Genomic DNA, 26241 nt, shown 5'->3' with positions numbered 1-26241 from the left:
CATACCTTTTTAAAGCTTCGCTTGGTACTTTTTGTTTAGTTTTGAGAGGTCATACTCTCAAAAATGATTTTCCTCTTTCCAGAGGAAGGTTATTCTTTTGCCCTTTGAAAACTGGATAACGATTAACTGATTGATGATCACCGGTTGTTATAATTAAAAGTGCAAACTTTTAATGAGTGCAACCGAGTGTCTTAGATAAGGCTGAATGTAGACGCCATAATTGCGTAAAAAACCTTTTATTAAGGTTTTTGCAAGGAGAACCAAGGAGATCGAGGAAACAAGCTTTCGAGTGACTGAGCGTATACCAATACGCGACAGGAACGAGAAGGCGCAGTTGACGAAGATATCCGACGGTTATCTGCCGCAAAAACGGTTAAGTTAGAAAGGGCGCACGGTGAATGCCTTGGCACTAGGAGCCGACGAAGGACGGGACGAACACCGATATGCTTCGGGGAGCTGTAAGTAAGCTTTGATCCGGAGATTTCCGAATGGGGGAACCCACTGCCTGTAATGAGGCAGTATCCATACCTGAATACATAGGGTATGAGAAGGCAGACCTGGGGAACTGAAACATCTTAGTACCCAGAGGAAGAGAAAGCAAATGCGATTTCCTGAGTAGCGGCGAGCGAAACGGAATCAGCCCAAACCAGAAGGCTTGCCTTCTGGGGTTGTAGGACACTCCATACGGAGTTACAAAGAAACAGCGTAGGTGAAGCGACCTGGAAAGGTCCGCGGGACAAGGTAACAGCCCTGTAGCCGAAACGTTGTTTCCTCCGGAGTGTATCCTGAGTACGGCGGGACACGTGAAACCCCGTCGGAATCCGGGAGGACCATCTCCCAAGGCTAAATACTCCCTAGTGACCGATAGTGAACCAGTACCGTGAGGGAAAGGTGAAAAGCACCCCGGGAGGGGAGTGAAAGAGATCCTGAAACCGTGTGCCTACAAGTAGTTGGAGCCCGTTCATGGGTGACAGCGTGCCTTTTGTAGAATGAACCGGCGAGTTACGATAACGTGCGAGGTTAAGTTGAAGAGACGGAGCCGCAGCGAAAGCGAGTCTGAACAGGGCGCTATAGTACGTTGTTGTAGACCCGAAACCGTGTGATCTACCCATGTCCAGGGTGAAGTCCAGGTAACACTGGATGGAGGCCCGAACCCACGCACGTTGAAAAGTGCGGGGATGAGGTGTGGGTAGGGGTGAAATGCCAATCGAACACGGAGATAGCTGGTTCTCCCCGAAATAGCTTTAGGGCTAGCCTCGAGGGAAGAGTGTTGGAGGTAGAGCACTGATTGGACTAGGGGTCCCCACAGGATTACCGAATTCAGTCAAACTCCGAATGCCAATCACTTATCCTCGGGAGTCAGACTGCGAGTGCTAAGATCCGTAGTCAAGAGGGAAACAGCCCAGACCATCAGCTAAGGTCCCCAAGTATACGTTAAGTGGAGAAGGATGTGGAGTTGCTTAGACAACCAGGATGTTGGCTTAGAAGCAGCCACCATTGAAAGAGTGCGTAATAGCTCACTGGTCGAGTGACTCTGCGCCGAAAATGTACCGGGGCTAAACGTATCACCGAAGCTATGGATTGTCCTTACGGACAGTGGTAGGGGAGCGTTCCAAGGGCTGTGAAGCATGACCGGAAGGACATGTGGAGCGTTTGGAAGTGAGAATGCCGGTATGAGTAGCGAAAAGAGGGGTGAGAATCCCCTCCGTCGAAAGCCTAAGGTTTCCTGAGGAAGGCTCGTCCGCTCAGGGTTAGTCGGGACCTAAGCCGAGGCCGAAAGGCGTAGGCGATGGAAAACAGGTGGAAATTCCTGTACCACCACGTCACCATTTGAGCAATGGGGGGACGCAGGAAGGCAGGGAATCGCGCTGATGGATATGCGCGTCCAAGCAGTTAGGCTGGCAAACAGGCAAATCCGTTTGCCATAAGGCTGAGCTGTGATGGCGAGGGAAATTTAAGTACCGAAGTTCCTGTACCTACACTGCCTAGAAAAGCCTCTAGCGAGGTGACTGGTGCCCGTACCGCAAACCGACACAGGTAGGCGGGAAGAGAATTCTAAGACGCGCGGGAGAACTCTCGTTAAGGAACTCGGCAAAATGACCCCGTAACTTCGGGAGAAGGGGTGCTCTGATAGGGTGCAAGCCCGAGAGAGCCGCAGTGAATAGGCCCAAACGACTGTTTATCAAAAACACAGGTCTCTGCCAAGCCGCAAGGCGACGTATAGGGGCTGACACCTGCCCGGTGCTGGAAGGTTAAGAGGAGGGGTTATCCCGTAAGGGAGAAGCTCTGAATTGAAGCCCCAGTAAACGGCGGCCGTAACTATAACGGTCCTAAGGTAGCGAAATTCCTTGTCGGGTAAGTTCCGACCCGCACGAAAGGTGCAACGATTTGGGCACTGTCTCAACGAGAGACCCGGTGAAATTATATTACCTGTGAAGATGCAGGTTACCCGCGACAGGACGGAAAGACCCCATGGAGCTTTACTGCAGCTTGATATTGGATTTTGGTACAGCTTGTACAGGATAGGTAGGAGCCTTGGAAACCGGAGCGCCAGCTTCGGTGGAGGCATTGGTGGGATACTACCCTGGCTGTACTGAAATTCTAACCTCGGACCGTGATCCGGTTCAGGGACAGTGTCAGGCGGGCAGTTTGACTGGGGCGGTCGCCTCCTAAAAGGTAACGGAGGCGCCCAAAGGTTCCCTCAGAATGGTTGGAAATCATTCGCAGAGTGCAAAGGCATAAGGGAGCTTGACTGCGAGACATACAGGTCGAGCAGGGACGAAAGTCGGGCTTAGTGATCCGGCGGCACCGTATGGAAGGGCCGTCGCTCAACGGATAAAAGCTACCCTGGGGATAACAGGCTAATCTCCCCCAAGAGTCCACATCGACGGGGAGGTTTGGCACCTCGATGTCGGCTCATCGCATCCTGGGGCTGAAGTAGGTCCCAAGGGTTGGGCTGTTCGCCCATTAAAGCGGTACGCGAGCTGGGTTCAGAACGTCGTGAGACAGTTCGGTCCCTATCCGTCGCGGGCGCAGGAAATTTGAGAGGAGCTGTCCTTAGTACGAGAGGACCGGGATGGACACACCGCTGGTGTACCAGTTGTTCCGCCAGGAGCATCGCTGGGTAGCTACGTGTGGAAGGGATAAGTGCTGAAAGCATCTAAGCATGAAGCCCCCCTCAAGATGAGATTTCCCATCACTTTATGTGAGTAAGATCCCTCAGAGAAGATGAGGTAGATAGGTCTCGTGTGGACGCATGGCGACATGTGAAGCTGAGAGATACTAATCGATCGAGGACTTAACCAATAAGTCTTACTAAGCAAGATTATCAATCAGAAAAGTTATCCAGTTTTGAGAGGGCAACCTTTCAATTTTATAGTCCAGTGACGACAGCGAAGAGGCCACACCCGTTCCCATGCCGAACACGGAAGTTAAGCTCTTCAGCGCCGATGGTAGTTGGGGGCTCTCCCCCTGTGAGAGTAGGACGTCGCTGGGCCTTTTTATTCCACAGTAGCTCAGTGGTAGAGCAATCGGCTGTTAACCGATCGGTCGTAGGTTCGAGTCCTACCTGTGGAGCCATATGGAGAGCTGTCCGAGTGGCCGAAGGAGCACGATTGGAAATCGTGTAGGCGGTTATGAAGCCGTCTCGAGGGTTCAAATCCCTCGCTCTCCGCCATATTACTTATTAATCTGGCCCGTTGGTCAAGTGGTTAAGACACCGCCCTTTCACGGCGGTAACACGGGTTCGAATCCCGTACGGGTCACCACATATATGGAGGATTAGCTCAGTTGGGAGAGCACCTGCCTTACAAGCAGGGGGTCGGCGGTTCGAGCCCGTCATCCTCCACCATTAGAGTACTAATAATATCGTCGCGGGGTGGAGCAGTCTGGTAGCTCGTCGGGCTCATAACCCGAAGGTCGATGGTTCAAATCCGTCCCCCGCAACCAAGGTCCCGTGGTGTAGCGGTTAACATGCCTGCCTGTCACGCAGGAGATCGCGGGTTCGATTCCCGTCGGGACCGCCATTTTAAATTCATCAAACAATTTAAGGCTCGGTAGCTCAGTCGGTAGAGCAACGGACTGAAAATCCGTGTGTCGGCGGTTCGATTCCGTCCCGAGCCACCACTTTAACCTCTTGCTGGCCTAGCTCAATTGGTAGAGCAACTGACTTGTAATCAGTAGGTTGGGGGTTCAAGTCCTCTGGCCAGCACCATTCTTAATAAATTCCTTGACTAATTTAATTTTATTTTGTAACATAATAATTGTCTCTCTTGGAGGGGTAGCGAAGTGGCTAAACGCGGCGGACTGTAAATCCGCTCCCTCAGGGTTCGGCGGTTCGAATCCGTCCCCCTCCACCATTTTCTTTGAATCTGCCGTTTTTTTCATACAGGGGCATAGTTTAACGGTAGAACAGAGGTCTCCAAAACCTCCAGTGTGGGTTCGATTCCTACTGCCCCTGCCAGTATACTTTTCAGTATGGCGGTTGTGGCGAAGTGGTTAACGCACCGGATTGTGGTTCCGGCATTCGTGGGTTCGATTCCCATCAGCCGCCCCAGATAAATAACGATGGGCTATAGCCAAGCGGTAAGGCACCGGATTTTGATTCCGTGACTCGCAGGTTCGAATCCTGCTAGCCCAGCCATTTACCGAGCGGGAGTAGTTCAGTGGTAGAACACCACCTTGCCAAGGTGGGGGTCGCGGGTTCGAATCCCGTCTTCCGCTCCATTTTTTTGTTCGGCGGCATAGCCAAGTGGTAAGGCACGGGTCTGCAAAACCCTTATGCACCGGTTCGAATCCGGTTGCCGCCTCCAATTTAATATTTACAAGTCCTGCCGGGGTGGTGGAATTGGCAGACACACAGGACTTAAAATCCTGCGGTAGGTGACTACCGTGCCGGTTCAAGTCCGGCCCTCGGCACCATTTTTATTTTAATTAAACTTTAAATTAAGCTTGCCGAAGTGGTGGAATGGCAGACACGGTAGACTCAAAATCTACTGCCTTCACGGGCGTGCCGGTTCAAGTCCGGCCTTCGGTACCAACATACATATATTAAAGCTCCTCAATAAATGAGGAGTTTTTTTGCGTTTGAAATAATTCCGCTGCTACAGTCATAGGTCTGTTTTTCCTCTTATTAAAAGATTTCTACAGAAATACGCCTAAAGTCTTAGAAAATAATAGTCTCCCGACGGAAGCTGCTGCCTATTCGATTAAGTATGCTTAAAAAGCATTAGAAAAATTCTAAAAAGTAAGAAACCATTTTGCTTTCAAAGCGTAAGTATCAATGGTGGTTAAATGAGAGGTATTTGGAGGGAGTTGTATTTAAATTGTTCAAATTGCTGCTAGAACGGAAGATTGCTGTAGGTCTTATGGTTGTACTAGTTTTAATAGTGGGAGTATTTTCAATTAATAAACTCGATAAGGAATTACTTCCATCCATTGATTTTGACATGGTGATGATCAGTGTTAATGCTGGAAATATGCCTGTATCTGAAGTAGAGGAAAGAGTAACCGGGCCGCTGGAGAATATGCTGAACCAGACAGATGGAGTAAAGTCGTTCCAATCATCCTCTATGGTTGGGAGCAGTTCGGTTTTTGTTGAGATTGAAGAAGGCCGTCTGAATGATGTAAGGGGTTTAATTGAAGCTGGCTCAAGCAGCCTGGAAAGCCAGATTAATGGGGTGAATTTTATTCACGTTACCCCAATGAGTACTGACCAGGGCTATGAGTTTTTTATGGAAATTTCAGGCGGGTCCATGGAAGAGATGAGTGAGTTTGCACGAACTGTAGTGGAACCAAGAATTGAGAGCCTCTCTTCTGTCCGGGATGTACAGTTGAGCGGACTCGAAGAAAAAGAATATATTATTGAATTCGATTTGGAAAAATTAAATGACCACGGGCTGGATATCACTCAGACAGCCGGACTGCTCCAGCAATCAAATCTTGATACAACCCTGGGTGAATTAAGTGCAGAAGAAAATAATACGTCAGTCAGATGGGATACTGCATTTTCATCGACAGAACAAATCGAAGAGACTAAAATCCCTTCAGGAGCAGGCCCGGTTAACCTGAAAGACGTTGCAAAAATAAGTGTAGAGACTAACCAGAATTCCTCAGCGGCCTGGAAGGACGGAAGCCGTGATTTTATATTTGTAGAAATAGGAAGAGCAGATGGTTATACACAGCTTGAAATGGCTGATGAGATCCGTATGGAAGTAGGGGATATTAAAGAATCCGGCCTTAATTTTTCATTTAATGAAATCGTAAATCAGGCAGATTATGTCAGTTCTTCCCTTGATGGGGTCTCACAAAACATTCTTATTGGAAGCGTACTTGCCCTGCTTACATTAGTAGTATTTTTAAGGAATTTACGGGCTACCTCAATTATCGGGCTTGCTATTCCTGTATCCATATTGCTGACGTTTGCTGTCATGTGGATGTTTGGATACAGCCTGAATATGTTAACTTTAATTGGTCTGGGCCTAGGAATAGGAATGATGGTTGATGCATCGATTGTTATACTCGAATCAATCTACCGAAAAAAAGAACAAGGTTATACAGGTACAGAAGCAGTAACTAAAGGTGTTAAAGAAGTAGCTGGAGCTGTAATTGCATCCATGCTTACCACAGTGGTGGTCTTTGTGCCTGTGGGGCTGTTTGGCGGCGATTTCGGAGTCTTTATTCTGATTTTAAGCGTCGTAGTAGTTATCGCGTTAGTAAGTTCAGTTGTAGTATCGTTTACACTCATTCCAGCGCTTTCCGAGAACTTTCTCAGACTGAGAAAGAAAGACAGAAAGCTGAAAAAAACTGGCAGTATTACCGAGCTTTACGGAAGTTTGATCAGCTGGCTATGTGGAAAAAAACGCCGACGATACAGTCTGATTTTAATGTTCTTCCTTGTTTTTGGCGCATCGGTTGCGTTAACGACGAAAGTACCGATTACTTTAATGCCCGATGTGTATGACAGATACTTTGAAACCGGTGTTGCTTTTGAAGATGGTCTGACACCAGCAGAGCGGGAGGAAATAGTAAAAGCAGCACATGAAAAGCTGGCTTCTGTCCCGGATGTAGAAACAACTATCTTTATTGATGACCCCCAATATTTATTGACCCTGGTTAATATGACAAAGGGAGATAACATAACTACTCCGCAGGAAGAAGTTAATACGGCGATAAATGAAGCTCTCCGGGAACTGGAAGATGAATATCCCGTAGCAGGAGCAGGCATGATTATGGGCCCAATGGGGGGAGCACCGGTACAGCTGATGATTAAAGGAGACAGCCTGGCTGAAATTGAAGAAATAAGCGGAAAATTGACTACCGAACTCGAAGAGATTGAAGGACTGGTTAATGTTGGCACTTCGGTGGAAAATACTACTGAAGAGCTGCAATTTGTTTTTAACGAGAAAGCGCTTGATGAAAATGGCCTGACAACCATAGATATTTTTGGACAGCTGCAGGGGTCCTTTTCACCAATACCAATCGGGGAAGCCGCTGTAAGTGATGAAATAATTCCGATTAAGGCAAAAACAAACAAAGTTATTGACAGTGAGGACGCGCTTGCAGACTTTGAAGTTTTAAGCAGTGCTGGCCTAAATCCATTATCCGATTATATGAGTCTTGAAAGGATAAGTATGCCGGTTAAAATTGACCGTGATAATGGGGAAAGGTATGTAACAGTTTCAGGCGAAGTAGAGGGCAGGGACCTGGGTTCTGTTTCAAAGGATGTGCAAAGTGTATTAAGAAACTTTGATGTTCCCTCCGGATATACAATAGCGATGGCGGGAGATTTGGAAGCCCAGCAAGAGATGATTATGGATTTGCTTGTTGTTGTGGGGATATCTATATTCCTCGTGTATTTAGTTATGGCCGTTCAGTTTAACAGCCTGTCTCATCCAATTATTGTAATGTCAATAATTCCAATGACTCTTATAGGGGCAATTCTCGCTTTGCTTATTACTCAGCGGGAACTAAGTGTGATATCTGCTCTAGGGGTGCTGATGCTGATTGGTATAGTGCTGAATAATGCTATCCTGTTAATTGACAGGGCTAAACAGCTTAGAAAGGAAGGACTGACTGCGGATGAAGCAGTTAAAGAAGCGGGTAAGAACCGACTCCGCCCAATATTTATGACTACATTAACAACTGTTGGTGGAATGCTCCCCCTTGCTTTAGCTTCTGGCAGCGGCAGTGCCTATCAGGCGCCTCTCGCAACAATTATAATTGGCGGGTTGTTATTTGCCACTTTAATAACGCTTTTGCTAATCCCTTCTGTTTATATGCTGTTTGAAGATATAGGGAACGGTTTAAGGAAGCTTTTTAAGCGGAAGAATAAGGATAAAGAAAAAACGGTAATTGACGTGGCATAGTAAATATTCATAAACCTCCTGTCAGGAGACAGGAGGTTCTTTTATGGTAAGAAAGGATATGTCGAAAACCTCTCGCGAAATTTTCAAATAATTTGATTTATGGGGTTTCAGAGGATTATACTTATAACTGGAAACTAATTTAATAACAATTCGGCTAGGGGAGCATGGAAATGCTGAGAGATGGAATATCGACCCTTTGAACCTGATCTGGGTAACACCAGCGTAGGGAAGTGGAATCGCATGTTTATGGCTTTTTATGGTCAGTGCGGCACCCATTTCCTTTTTGCAGGTAAATGGGTTTTGTATTTTTTCTCCCCTGACAAAGAGGTGATGTAGTTCTGAAGCTTCTTAATGCTTACATTTCACCATGTTAATTTAGAAAGGGGAAATAAAATGAGTACTTTATTTACAGATCGATTATGGCATCGGGTGGAACCTATTTGGAATACCTTTCTGGAACATCCTTTTGTAAAAGGCCTTGGCGAGGGGTGGCTGGAAAAGGATAAATTCAGACATTGGATGAAACAGGATTATGTTTACTTAATTGAATACTGCAGGCTCTTTGCCATAGGAAGTGCAAAAGCGCAGGATCTTGAAACAATGACAGTATTTGCAAAGCTTCTCCATGGCACTCTGGATATAGAAATGGATCTTCACCGCCAGTATGCTGCTCAATTCGATATTTCTAATGAGGAGCTTGAGGCAACAGAAGCTGGGTCAACTACTACAGCATATACGAGCTATATGCTTAACGTATCGCAGCGCGGCGGGGTTGAGAATGTGATAGCATCTGTCCTTACGTGTGCATGGAGCTATAATTTTATAGGTAAAGAGCTTGCTAAATGGCCCGGAGCAATGGATCATGAATTTTACGGACACTGGGTGAAAATGTATTCTTCTGATGAGTTTACTGAGCTGGCGGAAGACTGTAAGAACCTGATGAATGAAATAGCGAAGGGAAAACCAGAAAGGGAATTAGCGGAACTGGAAGAGATAGTAGTAAAAACTAGTTTATTTGAATATATGTTCTGGGATATGGCGGAAAATAAAGAAGACTGGCCGATTAAGCTATAAGGTCTGGTGACTCATGATAACAGTTAATTAATTCGCGTGTTTGATTTAATAATGTATAAAAAACGACCACCTGTTAAAAAAGGAACAGGTGGTTGTTTTTTTGTTCGTAAATTACTTGTTATTTAGTTTTTCCAGGGTCTTAGGACCTGCAATTCCATCAGGAGTCAATTTATTGTCACGCTGAAACTTTTTAACTGCAGCTGTGGTGTTCGGTCCATATTTACCATCTACTCCCTTCGTACTATACCCTAAGCCTGTGAGCTTGGTCTGAAGATCTTTAACAGCTGAACCGCTGCTGCCTGATTTGAGAGTCGTAGTTTTCAATTGCCCAGTTGTAGTACTTGCGGGCTTCTTTTTACCTTTTAGTTTTTCCTCTATTAAGTTCTTTGTCTTGGTACCTGCAACGCCGTCCACCGTTAATTTATTGTCTTTCTGAAATTTCTTTACTGCTGACGCAGTACCAGGCCCAAACACACCGTCTATTCCGTTAGGATTATAACCAAGTGTATTGAGATTTTTTTGCAGCTCTTTTACACTTTCTCCTCTGCTTCCTTGTTTCAGAGTTCCTCCGCTCTGGCTGGCTGAGGGGCCGCCGCTCACTTTAAACCCATTAGATTTTGCGATAGATTCAAATGAGCTTGAAGATGATGTAATAACTACTGGAGTGTTGACCTTTACTTTATCAAAAAGCCATCGTACTTCTTCGTTATGCATCCTCACACATCCAGCGCTTGCATAGGTACCAATTGAAGCTGGATTGTTGTTCCCATGAATAGCATAAGTATTTCCGTTCGTTCCCCTTGCATTAATTCCAAGCCACCTGTTTCCCAATGGGTTCCTGGGGTCGCCCCCGGGAATATTCTCTTTGTAATAAGGCCGGTTTACAATTCTGTTGACAATCTTGAACTTACCTTCAGGAGTCAAGTTCTGGCTCCGGCCGGTTGCTACCTGGAATGAACGGACAAATTTTCCGTTTTCATAAAAAGCGAGCTGGTTGTTTGATTTGTTGATGATAATTAATTGATCACTGGCTGCTGATACGGAGGGAAGAGACCAAGATAAGACCAGGAAAACAACTAAAAAACAGGACAAAATTTTTTTCAATGCCATTCCTTCTTTCCTTTTTTAATCACCCTCCATATATATGTGAGACAGCTTGGCTAATTTCTAATTTGAAACAAAAGAGTTCGCACATTTTTTACAGTGATCAAAAGAAGGGCAATGAACAGCAGACAAAGGGCAGGAAGTGGAAGAGTAATGGTTTATTGCAAAAAAAAAAAGGCCACCTTTATGGTGGTTTATTTGCTGTACAGTTTTTTCTGTGTGGCAGGTCCTGCAATGCCATCAGCTTTTAATTTATTGTCTTTTTGAAATTTCCGGACTGCCGATTTGGTAGCCGGCCCGAATTTACCGTCAACCCCTTTAGTGTTATAACCCAGGGAAGTAAGTTTTTGCTGCAAGTCTTTAACTTGCTGCCCGTTACTACCTGCTTTTAAAGTACCGTATTTTGTGGCAGATTCAGAAGCTGGCTTTTTGGCAGTCTTACTTTCTATTAAACTAAGTGTTTTTGATCCGGCAACACCGTCGGCTTTCAATTTATTGTCCCGCTGGAATTTCTGGACTGCCGCCTTTGTATTCGGACCGAAAGTTCCATCTGTTCCTTTTGTGCTGTAACCAAGTGAGGTCAAATCTTTCTGCAGTTTTTTTACAGCTTCGCCCTTGCTGCCGACCTTTAAAGTGGCAGATTTGGTTTGTTCTTTAGAAGAAGGCTCGGTCACTTTATAACCATGTTTTTTGGCAACTGTATCAAAAGAATCTTTTGTAGAGACAATAACAACTGCTGTATTCATTTTTACTTTGTCATACAGCCATATTACTTCCTCATTATGCATCCTTACACAGCCATTACTGGCATAGGTTCCAATAGACGAGGGATTGTTGTTTCCGTGTATAGCATAAGTGTTTCCGTTAGTGCCTTTCGCGTTGAAACCAATCCAGCGTGCTCCAAGGGGATTACGCGGATCACCGCCAGGGATGTTCTGTTTATAAAATGGTCTGTTCTTTACCTTATTAACTACTTTAAATTTCCCCTCCGGCGTTAATTTGGAAGTTTTCCCGGTTGCAACACTGAAGGTTTTTGCCAGCTTATTATTTTCATAGAATGCCAGTTCATTATTAGCTTTGTTAATAATAATAAGCTGATCACCTGAAGCTGCAGCAACTGCCGGAGCATACCAGAGAAACAGCAACAAACCAATGAAAGACAATGCCCACAATTTTTTCATACTTAACTCCCCATTTCTATTTTTGTTTATATAACGAAAAATATTGAAGCCGGGTTGCACAAGGGTCATTGATTTGTTTGTATGTTATTGTCTGAAAAAATAAGGAGAATTCAATAATTGGCCGTTCGTTAGAAAGAACCTTTAAGTTCATTATATAATAATTGATGGAATATTCAATATAATGAGAAGGGTAAAAATGGCATAAATCCGACATTTACCACAGATTTACCTGAGTGACAGCATACTGGCTGTTAAGGACCCTGGCTCTATTCCTAAAATAATTAAGCAGGGGTTTAGCTATCTCTACATATGGGAAACGATAATTAAACCAATGAAAGACTGGTTTTGAATAAAATTAATTTATTTTTATGTAATTAGGCTGACAACCTGGCGCCGCTTAAAAGCCAAGTAATGTAATGGTCAATCAACGGCTGCCAGCAAGTCAGCAATTAAATCAACAGAACCAAATTAACAATAGGGAGGACGTATAGTTATGTTAAGAACTATTCTAATGATCGTAGGTGCAATTGTAGTAATTAGTCTGATTCTTTCTCTACTGTAAAAAATGCGGAAAAGCACAAAAGGCAGTTTTCCGGATGGTCTTTCCGGACGACAAAACAGGAGAACTTAAGCGGTGTGATAGAGGACTACAGGAGGTGCCTTAATATGAGCAATGAAAATACCAGAGAAACAGAAAAAAAACAAGAGGACTCAATTGAACAAAAGAAAAAGAAAGAGCACTCCGAAGATATTTCTTCTCAAAGAGGGGAAAAGGGCTCTACACCTGGGGAACATACTTCTGAGAAAAACCCTGATGACTTTGATTAAAACCCAAGACCAGGGTTCTCCATACAATATATTAAGAGGATTATAAAGACTTTGGAAGAGGACCATCGGTAATCGGTGGTCCTCAATTAGGTTAAGTAAACAAATTAATTGTTGTTATTTCTGTTGTTTCTGTTATTTCTGTTGTTACTGTTGTTGTTTGCAGCATTTTCACTTGCAAATTCAGTGCTTACATTATCCAGGTTTAGTTCCTGGCTGTTGCCAGCTGCTGCGTTGTTGTTGTCTGCTCTGTTGTTGCGGTTATTACGGTTATTGCGTTCATTTTGTCTGCTCATGATTTTCACCTCCCTAATGATAATTTCTCCAAAAGGCTTTTTTTCATACGTGAATTAAAGGATAGGCATTACATACAGACTGCTCAAAAAAAGGCTCCCAATTAGGGAACCTTTTTAATAATTTATTAACCATTAACTATATCGCCGCCATTGATATGAATCACCTGTCCTGATACATAAGAAGAGTCGCCTGAAGCGAGATATACATACGCAGGAGCAAGTTCTGCCGGTTGCCCTGGACGTCCCATTGGGCTGTTTAGTCCAAATTCTTCAACGTTTTCAGAAGGGAAGGAAGAAGGTATTAACGGAGTCCAGATTGGCCCAGGCGCTACCGCATTTACCCTGATCCCTTTAGAGACGATGTTCTGGGAAAGGGAACGAGTTAGTGCTACGAGTGCTCCTTTTGTAGCAGCATAATCCATTAAAACTGGCATCCCTTTGTAATGAACAACCGAAACAGTATTTATAATAGTGCTTCCTTCTTTTAGATGAGGCATGGCAGCTTTAATAAAATGGAATGCAGAGAAAATATTTGTTTTAAAAGTCCTTTCCATCTGCTCTGTAGAAATATCCTCAATTTTTTCCTGATAATGCTGTTCTGCAGCATTATTAACTAACGTATCTAATTTCCCGTACTGATCGATCGTTTTTTGAACTGCATCCTGACAAAAGTCTTCCTCACCAACATCACCTGAAAGGAGCAGGCATTCGCTGTCATACTTTTCAACCTCGGACTTTGTTTTCTCAGCATCTTCATGCTCGTCCTTATATACTATGGCCAGCTTTGCCCCTTCCTTCGCAAAAGCTATAGCGGCTGCGCGCCCAATACCACTGTCTCCGCCGGTAAGAAGGACTACTTTTCCTTTCAGCTTCCCGCTTCCTTTATAATCAGGATCGTCGTATATAGGTTCCGGATTCATTTCATTTTCAAAACCAGGCTGTCGGTCCTGTTCCTGAGCAGGCTGTCCATCTTTCTGTCTGTTCTTAATTTTATCGTATTCCATATTGTCTCATCCTCCTTAATGAATCTCATAGTTTATATTGCCTTATTTAGTTTTGAATAACCTATCTTAAGAGGACTTAAACCAGAAACGTGATTGCGTTTAAAGATTTTTTTGAACGGGTAGAGCCTCACTAAACAGTTAAAAAAGAGGTGAGCATTCATGAGAGAATATACAGTGAGAGCAGAAAAAACTGGCGAGAGTGTGGAGCATTGGTATGTTAAGATAGAAAATACTGCACCAACTTCTTCATTTGATAATCTGGACGATGCCATCGCGGAAGGAAAGAAGCTGGCGGAAGAAAATAAGCCAAGCCGCTTAGTCATCTATAATCACTTGCACGAAATTGTGGATGAGCATGTTTATAAATAATTAAATACAAGATGACCGTTCAGTTCAGAACGGTCATTTTTTCTTCCAGGCATTAATAATTGTTTTTTATATATAATTCCCGGGAAATAAACAAAATAAGAAATGTATGAATTTGTCTACCAAAAGAATGGCGGTGAAAAGATGTTGGTTCGTTTATTTAAGAAATATGTTATGTACAGGCTGTTCAGAGGGCTGATGAGAAGAGTGACGAGAGGCAGAAGGTAAATGGGCAGCAGCTAAGGGCTGAAGGGTCTGGAGATGGGAATAACCAGACCCTTTAGTAAATTAAAAGATAAGTTTATAATATTCTTGCCTTGCCACACTTCGTCGGGATCTTGCAGTCCCTGCACAAGGTAATGTGTTCTGTTGAAGTACCGGAAGAAATCTAAAGGTCTTCCTTCCAGCTTCATTTGACAATCCAGCTTTCACCTTGTAAAATAAATACCATAAATCAGCTGAAAATCATGCGGGTGTAGTTTAGTGGTAAAACCTCAGCCACGAGCAAAGCATCTATGCAACAGCAGCGAGTTGTCTCGACGTATACGCTACGGAGCATAAGCTTGAAGAGGAAGAGACATGTCCGGCCGTGGAAAGCAGCCGAAGTCTCCCCAGAAAATCATGCGGGTGTAGTTTAGTGGTAAAACCTCAGCCACGAGCAAAGCATCTATGCAACAGCAGCGTGTTGTCTCGACGTATACGCTACGGAGCATAAGCTTGAAGAGGAAGAGACATGTCCGGCCGTGGAAAGCAGCCGAAGTCTCCCCAGAAAATCATGCGGGTGTAGTTTAGTGGTAAAACCTCAGCCTTCCAAGCTGATGTCGTGGGTTCGATTCCCATCACCCGCTCCATCATCTTAATTTAAATATGATACAGAGAATAAAAGTAGTGGTCCTGCAGGGAGTCGCTGCTTTTTTAATGTTTAAACATGCGATCAAGCAGGCTGCTGCGTGGTCCTCATGCGAGACCTTATAAAAATGTATTTTATTGCAGAACAGTTAAAAAAGAAAGAAGGTGATTCCAGTGGCAAATGCCCAATTGAAAGAAGATATTATTGCATATAGTAAGCTTATAGGGATTGATAAGATTGGCTTTGCCTCCGCGGATCCCTTCGTATCATTGAAATCCAGGCTTGAGACACAGCAGGAATTAGGCTATCAGTCGGGTTTTGAAAAAGGTACGATCCAGGAGCGTACAGAGCCCCAGCAGACTCTTCCTGAGGCAAAGTCCATTATTTCCATCGCGCTTGCCTACCCATCTAAATTAAAAAACGCTCCCCGTTCTAAAAAAGGGGAGCGAAGAGGCTTGTTCTGCCGTGCCTCCTGGGGAGAGGACTATCATAATATTCTCAGGAGAAAACTGAAGATGCTTGAAGAATTTATAGCAGAAAAAGTTCCTGGTGAAAAATGCGTTTCTATGGTTGATACAGGGGAGCTTTCTGACCGGGCAGTGGCTGAAAGGGCAGGGATAGGCTGGAGTGGGAAAAACTGTGCCATTATTACTCCTGAATTCGGCTCTTATGTTTATCTGGGTGAGATGATTACAACCTTGGATATTCCGCCTGATATTCCACTTGAAGATCAGTGCGGAACATGTAATAAATGTGTTGAAGCCTGTCCTACCGGAGCTTTAGTGCAAGGTGGACAGCTTGATTCAAATAAATGCATTGCATTTTTAACACAAACAAAAGATTTTCTCCCAGAACAATACAGACAGAAACTGGGGAACAGATTATATGGTTGTGATACGTGCCAGGTAGTATGTCCTGTGAATAAGGGGAAGGACACACATCACCATCCGGAAATGGAGCCGGACCATGAGGTGGTAAAACCTAAACTGATTCCGCTCCTTAAAATCAGCAACCGGGAATTCAAAGAAAAATTTGGTCCGATTTCAGGATCATGGAGAGGGAAAAAGCCGATACAAAGGAATGCGATAATCGCTCTTGCTCACTTTAAAGAAGAAGATGCTGTCCCTGAACTTAATGATTTGTTAGAGACTGATCCGAGGCCGGTCATCCGGGGAACTGCCGCATGGGCTATCGGGAAAATTGGCACTAAAGAGTCATACAGCATGCTGATGAAGGCGAAAGAAAGAGAAAAAGATAAAAATGTCCAGATAGAAATAGAAAAAGGACTGGAAATGCTTGAAAATAACCTCATATGAGGATGGAAACAGCGGGAGAGGTAAAGTAGTATAGTAGCAAAGGCTTGACTGAAAGCGGGGTTAGGAATGTTAAAAAAACCATTCATCTATTATGCTGAAATGGACAGTCCAATTGGAAAGTTAACTGTAGGGAAATCAGAAAAAGGAATTTGCTTTGTTGAATTTGGAAGCAGTGAAGAGACAAAGCCACTGATTGAAAAATGGCTCCAGTCAAAGCTGATGAATGTAAAACTCGTTGAAGATACTGAACAGCTGCATGAGGCAGCAATGCAAATTAACGAGTATTTCTCGGGTGAGCGAAGAGATTTTGATCTCCCCCTTGACCTGAGAGGAACGCAGTTTCAGAATTTAGTATGGAACCAGGTGAAAACTATACCATATGGGGAGACCAGATCTTATAAGCACATTGCCATGGAGATAGGGGCTCCGAAAGCCGTCCGTGCCATCGGAGGAGCTAATAATCAGAATCCTGTCCCTCTGATTATTCCGTGCCATCGTGTTATTGGAAGCAATGGTTCTATGGTAGGCTACGGTGGAGGGCTGGATAAGAAAGTGCAGCTTCTTACGCTGGAAGGGGCAATTGAAAAAATATCATAAATATAAATGACATTTAAACTGTCTTCTGTTGTTAATTAAGTTATTAACGACAGAAGGCAGTTTTTTTATTCAGCCGGAAACTTAAAAGAATTTACTCATTAATTCTCCTTGTGAACGAATAAAGTGTATAAACAGGCGGGGGGAATGATAAAGTGATTAACCAGTTAAAAAGGCATGTTGAAGATCTTCATAAATGCTATGTGAGTACAGTAAACGAATCTGTATTTATCAGAGAGGACGAAAAAGAAGCGTTAAGAAGAAAACAGGAGAGATTAAAAAGCAGCAAGGCTGAAATAGTGAAAAACATTGTAGACGGACGCATTATTACAGAAAGGTCGATAGAAGGAAAAACGATTATTGATTACGGGATTAAAATGCAAAATGTTATCCGCAGGGGGAAGCGGCTGTATATTGAAGAACAAGTTCAGGTCAGGCGTGCAGTTACTGAAGGTGGAGAAATAATAGATGATTATGTTTTATACAGGGAAGGAGCAAGTGAAGAGGGGGATCGAAACGGCAGCTCACTTTTACCGTTTGAAGGAAGCAGGAGATCTTCACCTGCCTACAGTTATGACCGGATGGCTGTTGTCCGCTATGCAGAGCGGTGGTGGAATGATTATAATCCTGCTTATAAAGTTTTTGAAAACAATTGTACGAATTATGTGTCGCAATGCTTGATGGCTGGGGGAGCTCCAATGTGGGGAATTCCTCAAAGAACAAAAGGCTGGTGGTATCGTAATAATAGCTGGAGTTTCAGTTGGTCTGTTGCTCATGCACTCAGGTGGTATCTGAGCGGAGCAAAAGAAGGCCTTCAGGCTGTAGAGGTTGAACGTCCGGAGGATCTGCTTAATGGAGACATCATTTGTTATGATTTCAACGGTGATGGCCGCTGGCAGCATACGACAATCGTCACTGCAAAAGATGAAGAAAATATGCCTCTTGTAAATGCCCAGACGACTAACAGCAGAATGAGGTACTGGGCCTATGAAGATTCCACTGCATGGACCCCTGAAATTAAGTATAAATTCTTCCATATAATTGACCGGGATTTTTAACAGATAAAAAATCCCCGGTTAGAAACAGCAATACTTAGTTTACTCTGTTTTACTCCAGGGCTTCACTAGCAGCGAAAACTATAGTATCCTTAATATGCTAACTTTATTATTAGAAAGAATGGATGCCGAAAATGATACCCTGTAATATTGTGTTAAAAATATCAGCTGCAGTTATTTTTCTTTTATTAACTGCATGCTCAAGTTCCGATATGACTTTTAATCAGGCAGTCAGGGAACTTCCATTTCCGGTTTTGCTCCCTGATGAGCTTCCGGAAGGCTGGGAGATTTCAGAAACAGTATATGATGAAGAACTTCTTGTAGTCAGCTATGATACAGGGGACGGGGGCAGAATTGAATTAGTGCAGGACCAGAACATCCAGGGACTGGAACTGTATACACTAAGGAATTATATTATTTCCGGGAACACAAGCCAGGACCTGATTGAAAGTGGTATAACCATTCAGGAATTTTCTGATTTTATTGGTGAACTCATTTCCTTTGATGAACCAGTGCCAACGATACAGTATACTTTTGTAAATAAGAAAAACCTTTTTGGTTCTCTGGAAAATATACCGGTGTATCAGGTGATTGGAAAAGAAGCTACACTGGGGGATATCAGGAAAATTACTGAAAGGCTGGAGGCTGTTCCACAATAATTGCCGGGAAGCCTTCTTTTTCTTTTTCCGGGCATAATAAAGTATAGTTGAGTAATGATACAGTTTAATTAAATTTTGAGGTGAAATTGACAGTGGGATTGCATATTGTACTACATGAACCTGAAATACCTGCTAATACAGGGAATATAGCAAGAACTTGCGCAGGAACTAATACGTCTCTCCATTTAATCCATCCTCTAGGTTTTTCAACTGATGATCGTATGCTGAAACGAGCCGGATGCGATTACTGGCCTAATGTTAATATCAGCCATTATGACAATATTAATGAACTATTTAATAAGTTTCCCCATGGTGAATTCTTTTTCATCGAGACGATAGGGGAAAAATATTACCACGAATTTGATTACAGTATACCTGATAAAGATTATTTTTTTGTGTTTGGGAAGGAAACGAAGGGACTTCCTGCTGAGCTGACTGAGGCGAACAAGGACAGATGCTTTCGTATACCACAGACCGATAAAATCAGGTCGTTAAATTTATCGAATACAGCTGCAATTATTGTATATGAAGCATTAAGGCAGCAGCAGTTCGGGGATTTAACTTAATCCTGTTGAAAAAAGCGAGCGCACAACGCGCTCGCTTTTTGTATTACCTGGCATGTTCTTTTTCGCGGGAAAACGGGGCTGTTTGCTGGAGTGGCGCGGGTGGACAATATTTATTCAGAAAGTGCAGGATTGCCCTCCATGCTTTTTCACCTTCAGAGCAGATTTCCATTTCTCCGGACCCATTTGCATCTCCTGAAGATTCCATAAAATATTTATAAGGAAGAAACGGCAGGACAAGCTGATGGCCGGAGGTTTCCAGGATTATATTTTTTGATGGAAATTTAAATGAATGCTGCGTAAGACGGCCGATTATTTCCTGGCTCATTCGAAAAGATGGCCAGTACTTGTCACTTTTGCTGCTGATCAGCAACAGGGGACCATTTATATTTTCTGCAGGAACAGCTGTGTCTGTTCTGCCGGATTTTTTGTTTTTTTCAAGAGCACGAAAATAAAACTGTTCATAATCTGATTCACCGCCTGTAATCAGTCTGAAGTATTTTTTGCATTTATCGGCAAAAGAGAATCCTGCAAAGGGTACTGCCTCTCCCTGTTCCATAACTGGAGAGTTATTACTCAATGCTTGTTCCGGCTTCTGAAAAATATGACTGGATGCGTTTACAGCAATGACCCCTTTAACCTTGGGATTTTTTGCAGCGGTATAAAGAGCTAGAGTTCCGCTATGTGAAGCACCATAAATAAAGATACGGCTGGCGTCGGAATAACGGTGTTTTTCGAGCCAGTCGACAGCTCTGTGCAGGGTTTCGATCTCAATAGCTGAGCCTTGCCTATTCTCATTTTCCACTTGCAAGGTGAGCCCCAGTGTCCCCCAGCCGTGAGAAGCCAGCATGGCAGCGATTAATTGTGGAGGCAGTGATTCACCAGACTGGCCAAGGACGATCAGGCAAGGGAGGTTTGTTTCTCCTTCCGGGCAAAAAAACTCTCCATTAGCTCCAACACCTTCATATTTTTCATGTAACAGATTATCCTCTTTCGCAAGCCTTATAACTTCCCTGGTAAATGAAGTACCACTGGATTCACCGATTATTGTAAAATAAAGCTGCGTTGTTTTTGAACGGAAAGTCTGTGCAGAAGAATTAACTGTATTAGCTTCAGGTCTAAGTTTCCAGAGCAGTCTGGTCAATTCGTTTACATCACCTTTTTGTTCTCCAAAAATAACTTTTCCGCTGCTGTCAGCAAAAGTACGCATAGATGCAGACCATACACTATTTTTTGCATGACTCATAGTAACCTTTATATTTACTGGTTCATCGGGGAAAAAACCCTCAGTATGAAGGCTCAGCTGCTCATCGATCAGGCCGATATCCGGGTAAAGGAAGCATCTCATATATATCCCACCTTGTTCTATTGTCCTTATACACTTATTCGGACAGGCAAAAAATAGGACTGTTTTTTTTTAAGTACTGTTTGTGCGGAGGGGAAATCAGAAAGGAGGCAGGCGGAGGGATAGGAAGAAAATTAAAAAAGCTGCCCGTCCGTATTACGGCAAAGCAGCTTTCCCAATTAATTTTTATGCGGGTTATCGTTGTATCCTGCAGTAAGGATAGCCGCCATAAAGGCAACACAAACCCCGAGAATTAATAGTAATGCCATCAAAAATTCCTCCTTTGATGTTCTCTATAGTCAAATATACCATGTTTTATTTTAGAAGAAAAGGCTCACCTTTAAGGTGGAAGCTTTCTGTAAGAAATATATACATATATTCCTCATTCTAATTTAAAACATTCCTTTCTTGTCGTATAATGCAAATAAGGAGAGTGATTTGTAATGTACGTAGTAATTAATGAATTGCATGTTCCGAAAGAAAACAGGGAAGCCGTAGCAGGACGTTTTGGAGAAAGCGCTGAAAAGATGAAAAACACTCCAGGCTGCCTTGATTTTATGTTTTTGAATCCGGAAGACGAAAGTAACTACCAGCTCGTTTACACGAAATGGGAGTCAAAAGCAGCTTATGAGGCATGGGTAAACAGCGACCAGTTCAAAGCGGCTCACAAAAAACGCCGTGCTGAGAGTAAAGAGGATACAGCTTCAGGTAACCAGCTTTATACATATGAAGCCGTTCATCATCTGTAAAATTATGCAGATACCGGGGCAGCGAAACTAAACCTGTTCGCTGCTTATTTTCTTTCTGTATCAGTTACAGATTATTTTACACAGGAGCTTAATATGAAAAATACATATTTAACGAGCCATTTTCCGCTCATTTCACTTATTTTGTTCAGCCTCTCACTGGCTGTATATACGGAAAGGCTGTTAGTCGGATATTTGACTGACATTGGTCTGTACAGTGGCATGATCGAGTTTTTTTCTGAGCAGGGAATCCATCTCACATTGCTTTTTTTACTCTGGTTGTTCTTTTTTATGGTGTTTTCCGCATTAAAATTAATTGCTGATACAGTTAATGAGCTATCCCTTTTATTCTTTTCCCAGGATGCAGAAGGGACAGACCTTAAAAGTCTTCGTGGGGGAAGCTGGATTTTTCTGTCCGGGGGAATCCTGTCCGTTTTTGCTGTATTTAACCCTATCTTATTTGTCGCGGTATTTATTTTGTCCTGTTTTGCTTATTTTGTGTTTTTTGTTTATAAAGTAAGTAAATCACTGACAACCCCCGGGCTTGTCGGTCTGGTGTTTTTTCATATATTTTTCTGGTTTTCCTTCGGGCTGGCTGTGATTTATGCACTCTTAAAAGTATATAACAGTATTGTCGCCAGTCTTCCTATATGAATAAAAAAGGGGGTGTCACCAAAAGCCGTGGTTTTGGTGACACCCCATTCTCTATAATTAATTGGAGTTGATTTAATAAGTCCGCTCGAATCGTTCACGTCGGAGGCAGGATAATGGATTCAGCTCTTAATAAACCAAAAACAAAATACGAAAAAAGAGGTTGTCCTTTAAATCATGCAATATGCGATCTTTTAGGACACCCCCTTCTATTTATTGTTTAATCTTCTGTGCTTCCATCATAATTTGTTTCCATATGTGAAGATGTGACTGCCGGCTGCCGGCAGGAACTGGCGCAGGTGTGTCGTAGCCAACCCAGACCCCTGAAGTATACTTATTCGAGGAACCGATAAACCAGAGGTCATAATAATCATTCGTTGTCCCTGTTTTTCCTCCAATAAACCCCTGTGCTGAAAATGCTGCCTGCCTCCCGGTCCCTGAAGTAATTGTTTTATTCATCATTTTATTAATTTCCCCTGCTGTCTCCGGGCTCCAGACCTCTTTATTGCGAGAACTCCATTCATAGAGTGTATTTCCATGAAGATCTGTTACTTTCCGGATACCCCGCGGGGCCTTGTACTTTCCATCATTGGCAAATGCGGTATAAGCCTGTGTCATTTCCAGTACTGAGACGCCATTCCCCAGCCCGCCAAGCGCTGCAGGAAGGACAGGTTCATGATTGTTCAGATGGGTGAAGTCAAAGCCTCTCATGTATGAAAAGGCTGTTTCAGGACTAATTGTATCCATCATTCGTACAGCCGCTGTATTATATGAATTCATAAACGCTGTTTCCATAGCGACTCTCCCGTATACACCGCCCCCGGAATTTTTCGGATTGTACCCGTTTTTACTGAACGGGGAGGCATCAATAATGTCTTTCGACTTCAGTCCTGTTTCTTCAATAAAAGGTGCAAACACAAGAAGTGGCTTTAGTGAAGACCCTGGCTGTCTGTAAGCCTGAAATCCCCTGTGAAAATTAAATTTCTGATAATCTGTCCCTCCGGTTATAGCTGCTGTTTCATTTTCTGTATGATCAATGATAACTGCTGCTGCCTGAAGAGAGCCGCCCGTATTTAGTCTCACGATTTTTGCAGCTTGCTCCTGCAGCTCAGGATTGAGAGCTGTTTCAATAATTACTCCCTGATTTAAAATTGTTTTTGTTCGCTCTTTAAGCCTTTGCTCTGTCTCCTGCCTTTCCTCACTCGATCCGGCATTTCTCAGTTGTGCTGAATAGCCTTCCTTTTCACTGATAAGCTGCTCCAGTTCATGATGAATATATGTTACATAATCTGGATAACTGTCTGTCTTTTCCTGAAGTGAAAGAACTATTTCTTCATCCAGGGCATTATCGAATTCCTCCCTGGTGATCCAGTCTGTTTCAAGCATCTTTTGCAATATCCATTCTTTTCTCTCGTGAGTCCTTTCACTGTATTTTAAAGGGTTGTATCGTTCAGGGCTGTTAGGTACAGAGCTGAGAAAGGCAGTTTCCGCTAAAGAAAGCTCTTCTGCCGATTTACTGAAATAGTAGTTACTTGCAGCCTCAATCCCATAAATACCGTTATGGAAATAAACTGCGTTTACATACAATTCAATAATTTTTTCCTTTGATAATTTCTGTTCAAGCTGATAGGCGTATAACAGCTCGGTTAATTTTCTTTCATACGTTTTTTCTCCGGATAAATACACATTTCGGACTAGCTGCTGGGTTATCGTACTACCTCCCTGTGAGGTACTTTCGTTCTGATAATTGACGATAAACGCCCTGGCAATCCCGGCAAGGTCGAAACCTTTATGTTCATAGAATGACTGGTCTTCAGCAGAAAGGAACGCTCCTTTTACATTTTCCGGTATCTCGTCATACGTAAGGTTGATTCTGTTGACGGGTCCGTAAATTTCCGAAACTATCTCACCGTGTCTATCCAGGATATAACTGTTCTGCTCAAGCTGTACAGTCTTTAAATCTATGTTTTCCTCCAGTACATCGCCAAGAGGGCGCGCTTCAGAAAACTCTTTTGTTGCTCCAAACACTAAAATAGAAAAAATAACGATAAAAGCAAGTATTACCAGGTTTCCGGTCACTGCACGCATGGATGTCCCAACTTTCAATATATGTATGTCGAATTATCTATTATTTTACTTAAAAACAGCAGAGATTGGAAAGAGTTTTCAATTTCTTTGAACAAACAGCCAGAATCATCCTCTGGGTGAATGCATAAGATGAACCATGGATGTCTATTGGCATTGCTTGGTGTTGAGAGGAGGAGACTATGGATATATTAAATAAAATTCAACGACACCGGGAAGAAGAGGAAGGCCTGAAATGGGAAGGGACATTCGCTGACTATCTGGAAATTTTGCGTGAGCGGCCGGAAGTTGCCCAGACTGCGCATGCAAGGATTTATAACATGATTAAAGATGCAGGTGTAGAAGAAAAGGACGGGAAGAAACGGTATCGCTTTTTTGAAGACCAGATTTTTGGTCTGGAAGATGCACTGGAAAGGCTTGTAGAAGAATATTTTCATTCTGCTGCAAGACGGCTGGACGTCAAGAAGAGGATCTTGCTGTTAATGGGGCCGGTGAGCGGTGGTAAGTCCACGATTGTTACTATGCTTAAGCGTGGGCTGGAGAAGTACTCCCGGACAGATCAGGGGGCGGTCTATGCGATTAAAGGCTGCCCGATGCATGAAGATCCCCTTCATCTTATTCCCCAGCATTTACGGCATGATTTTTATCAGGAATATGGTGTAAGGGTGGAAGGGAATTTATCGCCTCTTAATATGATGCGGCTTGAACAGGAATACGGCGGCAGAATTGAAGATGTGCTTGTGGAAAGAATTGTATTATCAGAAGACAGACGTGTAGGGGTTGGTACTTTCAGTCCGTCTGACCCGAAATCACAGGATATTGCTGATCTTACCGGAAGCATCGATTTTTCTACTATAGCTGAGTACGGATCGGAATCAGACCCGAGGGCGTACCGGTTTGACGGAGAGCTTAACAAAGCAAACAGAGGTCTGATGGAATTCCAGGAAATGCTTAAATGTGATGAGAAGTTTCTATGGCACCTCCTTTCCCTGACTCAGGAAGGGAATTTTAAAGCTGGAAGGTTCGCCTTAATTTCAGCTGACGAAATGATCGTGGCTCATACTAACGAAGCGGAATATAAATCATTTATTGCCAATAAGAAAAATGAAGCCCTCCATTCCCGTATTATCGTAATGCCAATTCCTTATAATTTAAAAGTAAGTGAAGAGGAACGTATCTATGAAAAAATGATTAAGGAAAGTGATATTGGCGATGTCCATATTGCCCCTCATGCCCTGAAAATTGCTGCTATTTTTACCGTCCTTACGAGGCTGAAGGAATCGAAGAAAAATGGTGTGGACGCACTGAAAAAATTAAAGCTTTACGATGGGCAGAGTGTGGAAGGCTTTAATGCCCAGGATGTAGAAGAACTGAAAAAAGAGTTTTCAGATGAAGGGATGGAGGGTATTGATCCGAGATATGTAATTAACAGAATCTCATCAGCGATCATAAGAAAAGACCTTTCTGCAATAAATGCTCTTGATGTTCTCAGGTCAATTAAGGACGGGCTTGGCCAGCATGCATCCATTTCCAAGGATGATAAAGAACGTTATCTTAACTTCATTTCCACCGCAAGGAAAGAGTATGATGAAATCGCGAAAAAAGAAGTGCAGAAGGCATTTGTATATTCTTATGAAGAGTCGGCAAAAACACTTATGGATAACTATCTTGATAATGTGGAAGCGTACTGCAATAAAAATAAACTGAGAGACCCTCTTACTGGAGAAGAGATGAATCCGGATGAAAAACTTATGCGTTCCATTGAGGAACAGATAGGTATTTCCGAGAATGCGAAAAAAGCCTTCCGGGAAGAAATTCTGATACGTATCTCAGCTTACGCCAGAAAAGGAAAGAAATTTGATTATAATTCACATGAGCGCCTTAGGGAGGCAATCCAGAAAAAGCTGTTTGCTGATTTAAAAGATGTGGTAAAGATTACTACATCTACAAAAATACCGGATGAGAATCAGCTGAAGAAGATTAATAACGTTATAGAAAGACTAATTAATGAACATGGGTATAATTCTGTTTCTGCAAATGATCTGCTTCGGTACGTAGGAAGTCTGCTGAACCGGTAGTTATTCTGTTCAGAATGTCCTAATGGATTATTTGTAAAACACCCTGCTGGGAGAGATGCCAGCCAGGGTGTTTTTTATTTTCT

General features: G+C 43.1%; 18 protein-coding genes, 17 tRNA genes, 2 rRNA genes and 1 riboswitch. Of the genes, 31 read left to right on the top strand and 6 right to left on the bottom strand.

Annotated elements, in window-relative coordinates; all coding sequences use genetic code 11:
- Window positions 1-371 precede the first annotated feature (371 nt).
- From BK582_RS24230 to tenA, 20 genes are all read left to right on the top strand, one after another.
- Window positions 372-3306: ribosomal RNA gene (locus BK582_RS24230) — 23S ribosomal RNA — on the top strand.
- 73 nt (window positions 3307-3379) lie between these two features.
- Window positions 3380-3496: ribosomal RNA gene (rrf, locus tag BK582_RS24225) — 5S ribosomal RNA — on the top strand.
- An 8-nt stretch (window positions 3497-3504) separates the two neighbouring features.
- Window positions 3505-3579, top strand: a tRNA-Asn gene (locus BK582_RS24220).
- Window positions 3580-3582: 3 nt separating this feature from the next.
- Window positions 3583-3676, top strand: a tRNA-Ser gene (locus tag BK582_RS24215).
- Window positions 3677-3692: 16 nt separating this feature from the next.
- A tRNA-Glu gene (locus BK582_RS24210) sits at window positions 3693-3767 on the top strand.
- 7 nt (window positions 3768-3774) lie between these two features.
- Window positions 3775-3850 (top strand) — tRNA-Val (locus tag BK582_RS24205).
- Window positions 3851-3871: 21 nt separating this feature from the next.
- Window positions 3872-3948: transfer RNA gene (locus tag BK582_RS24200), tRNA-Met, on the top strand.
- A 1-nt stretch (window position 3949) separates the two neighbouring features.
- A tRNA-Asp gene (locus tag BK582_RS24195) sits at window positions 3950-4025 on the top strand.
- Window positions 4026-4049: 24 nt separating this feature from the next.
- Window positions 4050-4125: transfer RNA gene (locus BK582_RS24190), tRNA-Phe, on the top strand.
- Between the two features lie 12 nt (window positions 4126-4137).
- A tRNA-Thr gene (locus BK582_RS24185) sits at window positions 4138-4213 on the top strand.
- Window positions 4214-4273: 60 nt separating this feature from the next.
- Window positions 4274-4358: transfer RNA gene (locus BK582_RS24180), tRNA-Tyr, on the top strand.
- A 30-nt stretch (window positions 4359-4388) separates the two neighbouring features.
- Window positions 4389-4462, top strand: a tRNA-Trp gene (locus BK582_RS24175).
- A gap of 17 nt (window positions 4463-4479) precedes the next feature.
- Window positions 4480-4555: transfer RNA gene (locus BK582_RS24170), tRNA-His, on the top strand.
- A 12-nt stretch (window positions 4556-4567) separates the two neighbouring features.
- Window positions 4568-4642: transfer RNA gene (locus BK582_RS24165), tRNA-Gln, on the top strand.
- An 8-nt stretch (window positions 4643-4650) separates the two neighbouring features.
- A tRNA-Gly gene (locus BK582_RS24160) sits at window positions 4651-4725 on the top strand.
- Window positions 4726-4736: 11 nt separating this feature from the next.
- A tRNA-Cys gene (locus BK582_RS24155) sits at window positions 4737-4811 on the top strand.
- Window positions 4812-4831: 20 nt separating this feature from the next.
- A tRNA-Leu gene (locus BK582_RS24150) sits at window positions 4832-4920 on the top strand.
- Window positions 4921-4952: 32 nt separating this feature from the next.
- Window positions 4953-5038: transfer RNA gene (locus tag BK582_RS24145), tRNA-Leu, on the top strand.
- A gap of 286 nt (window positions 5039-5324) precedes the next feature.
- Window positions 5325-8366, top strand: coding sequence for an efflux RND transporter permease subunit (locus tag BK582_RS24140; protein WP_244895473.1), 3042 nt, complete (start codon window positions 5325-5327; stop codon window positions 8364-8366).
- A 146-nt stretch (window positions 8367-8512) separates the two neighbouring features.
- Window positions 8513-8612: riboswitch (TPP riboswitch) on the top strand.
- Window positions 8613-8759: 147 nt separating this feature from the next.
- Window positions 8760-9440 carry a thiaminase II gene (gene tenA, locus BK582_RS24135; protein WP_078597476.1) on the top strand — a complete coding sequence of 227 codons (681 nt, stop codon included), beginning with the start codon at window positions 8760-8762 and terminating at the stop codon, window positions 9438-9440.
- A gap of 111 nt (window positions 9441-9551) precedes the next feature.
- Here tenA and BK582_RS24130 read toward each other — a convergent pair whose 3' ends face one another.
- Together BK582_RS24130 and BK582_RS24125 are read right to left on the bottom strand one after the other, a co-directional pair.
- Complete coding sequence (locus BK582_RS24130) at window positions 9552-10550, bottom strand: L,D-transpeptidase family protein (protein ID WP_177344654.1); 999 nt, start codon at window positions 10548-10550, stop codon at window positions 9552-9554.
- A 188-nt stretch (window positions 10551-10738) separates the two neighbouring features.
- Window positions 10739-11725 (bottom strand): L,D-transpeptidase family protein, encoded by a 987-nt coding sequence (locus BK582_RS24125; protein ID WP_078597475.1) that lies wholly within the window; start codon window positions 11723-11725, stop codon window positions 10739-10741.
- Window positions 11726-12391: 666 nt separating this feature from the next.
- Between BK582_RS24125 and BK582_RS27415 the strand changes: the two genes are divergently transcribed.
- Window positions 12392-12553: a hypothetical protein gene (locus tag BK582_RS27415; RefSeq protein WP_169911248.1), complete on the top strand. Its 162-nt coding sequence runs from the start codon at window positions 12392-12394 to the stop codon at window positions 12551-12553.
- A 104-nt stretch (window positions 12554-12657) separates the two neighbouring features.
- On the opposite strand, the gene BK582_RS24120 is transcribed toward BK582_RS27415, so the two are convergent.
- Both BK582_RS24120 and BK582_RS24115 read right to left on the bottom strand, forming a co-directional pair.
- Window positions 12658-12846, bottom strand: a complete 189-nt coding sequence (locus tag BK582_RS24120) for a hypothetical protein (RefSeq protein WP_078597474.1) — start codon at window positions 12844-12846, stop codon at window positions 12658-12660.
- Between the two features lie 125 nt (window positions 12847-12971).
- On the bottom strand, window positions 12972-13850 hold the full coding sequence (locus tag BK582_RS24115; protein WP_078597473.1) for an SDR family oxidoreductase: 879 nt from the start codon (window positions 13848-13850) through the stop codon (window positions 12972-12974).
- A 159-nt stretch (window positions 13851-14009) separates the two neighbouring features.
- Between BK582_RS24115 and BK582_RS24110 the strand changes: the two genes are divergently transcribed.
- The 7 genes from BK582_RS24110 to trmL all read left to right on the top strand — a co-directional run bounded on the left by BK582_RS24110 (window position 14010) and on the right by trmL (window position 19256).
- Entirely contained in the window at window positions 14010-14219 is a 210-nt protein-coding gene (locus BK582_RS24110; RefSeq protein ID WP_078597472.1) for a DUF2188 domain-containing protein, read from the top strand.
- A gap of 774 nt (window positions 14220-14993) precedes the next feature.
- Window positions 14994-15067, top strand: a tRNA-Gly gene (locus BK582_RS24105).
- 172 nt (window positions 15068-15239) lie between these two features.
- On the top strand, window positions 15240-16382 hold the full coding sequence (gene queG, locus BK582_RS24100; protein WP_078597471.1) for a tRNA epoxyqueuosine(34) reductase QueG: 1143 nt from the start codon (window positions 15240-15242) through the stop codon (window positions 16380-16382).
- A gap of 66 nt (window positions 16383-16448) precedes the next feature.
- Window positions 16449-16979 (top strand): methylated-DNA--[protein]-cysteine S-methyltransferase, encoded by a 531-nt coding sequence (locus BK582_RS24095; RefSeq protein ID WP_078597470.1) that lies wholly within the window; start codon window positions 16449-16451, stop codon window positions 16977-16979.
- A 152-nt stretch (window positions 16980-17131) separates the two neighbouring features.
- Window positions 17132-18034: an amidase domain-containing protein gene (locus BK582_RS24090; protein WP_078597469.1), complete on the top strand. Its 903-nt coding sequence runs from the start codon at window positions 17132-17134 to the stop codon at window positions 18032-18034.
- Window positions 18035-18183: 149 nt separating this feature from the next.
- Window positions 18184-18690: a hypothetical protein gene (locus tag BK582_RS24085; protein WP_167553267.1), complete on the top strand. Its 507-nt coding sequence runs from the start codon at window positions 18184-18186 to the stop codon at window positions 18688-18690.
- A 92-nt stretch (window positions 18691-18782) separates the two neighbouring features.
- Window positions 18783-19256, top strand: coding sequence for a tRNA (uridine(34)/cytosine(34)/5-carboxymethylaminomethyluridine(34)-2'-O)-methyltransferase TrmL (gene trmL / locus BK582_RS24080; protein ID WP_078597467.1), 474 nt, complete (start codon window positions 18783-18785; stop codon window positions 19254-19256).
- 43 nt (window positions 19257-19299) lie between these two features.
- Here trmL and BK582_RS24075 read toward each other — a convergent pair whose 3' ends face one another.
- Window positions 19300-20601, bottom strand: coding sequence for an acyl-CoA thioester hydrolase/BAAT C-terminal domain-containing protein (locus BK582_RS24075; protein WP_078597466.1), 1302 nt, complete (start codon window positions 20599-20601; stop codon window positions 19300-19302).
- 440 nt (window positions 20602-21041) lie between these two features.
- Here BK582_RS24075 and BK582_RS24070 point away from each other — a divergent pair, with 440 nt between their 5' ends.
- Window positions 21042-21347 carry an antibiotic biosynthesis monooxygenase family protein gene (locus BK582_RS24070; protein ID WP_078597465.1) on the top strand — a complete coding sequence of 102 codons (306 nt, stop codon included), beginning with the start codon at window positions 21042-21044 and terminating at the stop codon, window positions 21345-21347.
- 93 nt (window positions 21348-21440) lie between these two features.
- Window positions 21441-21998, top strand: coding sequence for a DUF5366 family protein (locus tag BK582_RS24065; RefSeq protein WP_078597464.1), 558 nt, complete (start codon window positions 21441-21443; stop codon window positions 21996-21998).
- 210 nt (window positions 21999-22208) lie between these two features.
- Here BK582_RS24065 and BK582_RS24060 read toward each other — a convergent pair whose 3' ends face one another.
- Entirely contained in the window at window positions 22209-24101 is a 1893-nt protein-coding gene (locus BK582_RS24060; protein ID WP_218190760.1) for a transglycosylase domain-containing protein, read from the bottom strand.
- Window positions 24102-24262: 161 nt separating this feature from the next.
- On the opposite strand from BK582_RS24060, the gene BK582_RS24055 reads away from it, so the two are divergent.
- On the top strand, window positions 24263-26158 hold the full coding sequence (locus tag BK582_RS24055) for a PrkA family serine protein kinase (RefSeq protein WP_078597462.1): 1896 nt from the start codon (window positions 24263-24265) through the stop codon (window positions 26156-26158).
- The last annotated feature ends 83 nt before the right edge of the window (window positions 26159-26241 follow it).

This window comes from Evansella clarkii (assembly GCF_002019695.1).
Lineage (GTDB): Bacteria > Bacillota > Bacilli > Bacillales > Salisediminibacteriaceae > Evansella > Evansella clarkii.
The sequence above is the reverse complement of the archived record's forward strand: the minus strand, read 5'-3'. Positions and strand labels throughout refer to the sequence as shown.

What these genes read in the sequence shown, in the direction of transcription:
- BK582_RS24120 (WP_078597474.1), bottom strand. Translation starts at nt 12,846, where the DNA reads ATGAGCAGACAAAATGAACGCAATAACCGTAATAACCGCAACAACAGA.
- BK582_RS24070 (WP_078597465.1), top strand. Translation starts at nt 21,042, where the DNA reads ATGTACGTAGTAATTAATGAATTGCATGTTCCGAAAGAAAACAGGGAA.
- BK582_RS24125 (WP_078597475.1), bottom strand. Translation starts at nt 11,725, where the DNA reads ATGAAAAAATTGTGGGCATTGTCTTTCATTGGTTTGTTGCTGTTTCTC.
- BK582_RS24095 (WP_078597470.1), top strand. Translation starts at nt 16,449, where the DNA reads ATGTTAAAAAAACCATTCATCTATTATGCTGAAATGGACAGTCCAATT.
- tenA (WP_078597476.1), top strand. Translation starts at nt 8,760, where the DNA reads ATGAGTACTTTATTTACAGATCGATTATGGCATCGGGTGGAACCTATT.
- BK582_RS24055 (WP_078597462.1), top strand. Translation starts at nt 24,263, where the DNA reads ATGGATATATTAAATAAAATTCAACGACACCGGGAAGAAGAGGAAGGC.
- BK582_RS24115 (WP_078597473.1), bottom strand. Translation starts at nt 13,850, where the DNA reads ATGGAATACGATAAAATTAAGAACAGACAGAAAGATGGACAGCCTGCT.
- BK582_RS24065 (WP_078597464.1), top strand. Translation starts at nt 21,441, where the DNA reads ATGAAAAATACATATTTAACGAGCCATTTTCCGCTCATTTCACTTATT.
- BK582_RS27415 (WP_169911248.1), top strand. Translation starts at nt 12,392, where the DNA reads ATGAGCAATGAAAATACCAGAGAAACAGAAAAAAAACAAGAGGACTCA.
- BK582_RS24130 (WP_177344654.1), bottom strand. Translation starts at nt 10,550, where the DNA reads ATGGCATTGAAAAAAATTTTGTCCTGTTTTTTAGTTGTTTTCCTGGTC.
- BK582_RS24110 (WP_078597472.1), top strand. Translation starts at nt 14,010, where the DNA reads ATGAGAGAATATACAGTGAGAGCAGAAAAAACTGGCGAGAGTGTGGAG.
- BK582_RS24075 (WP_078597466.1), bottom strand. Translation starts at nt 20,601, where the DNA reads ATGAGATGCTTCCTTTACCCGGATATCGGCCTGATCGATGAGCAGCTG.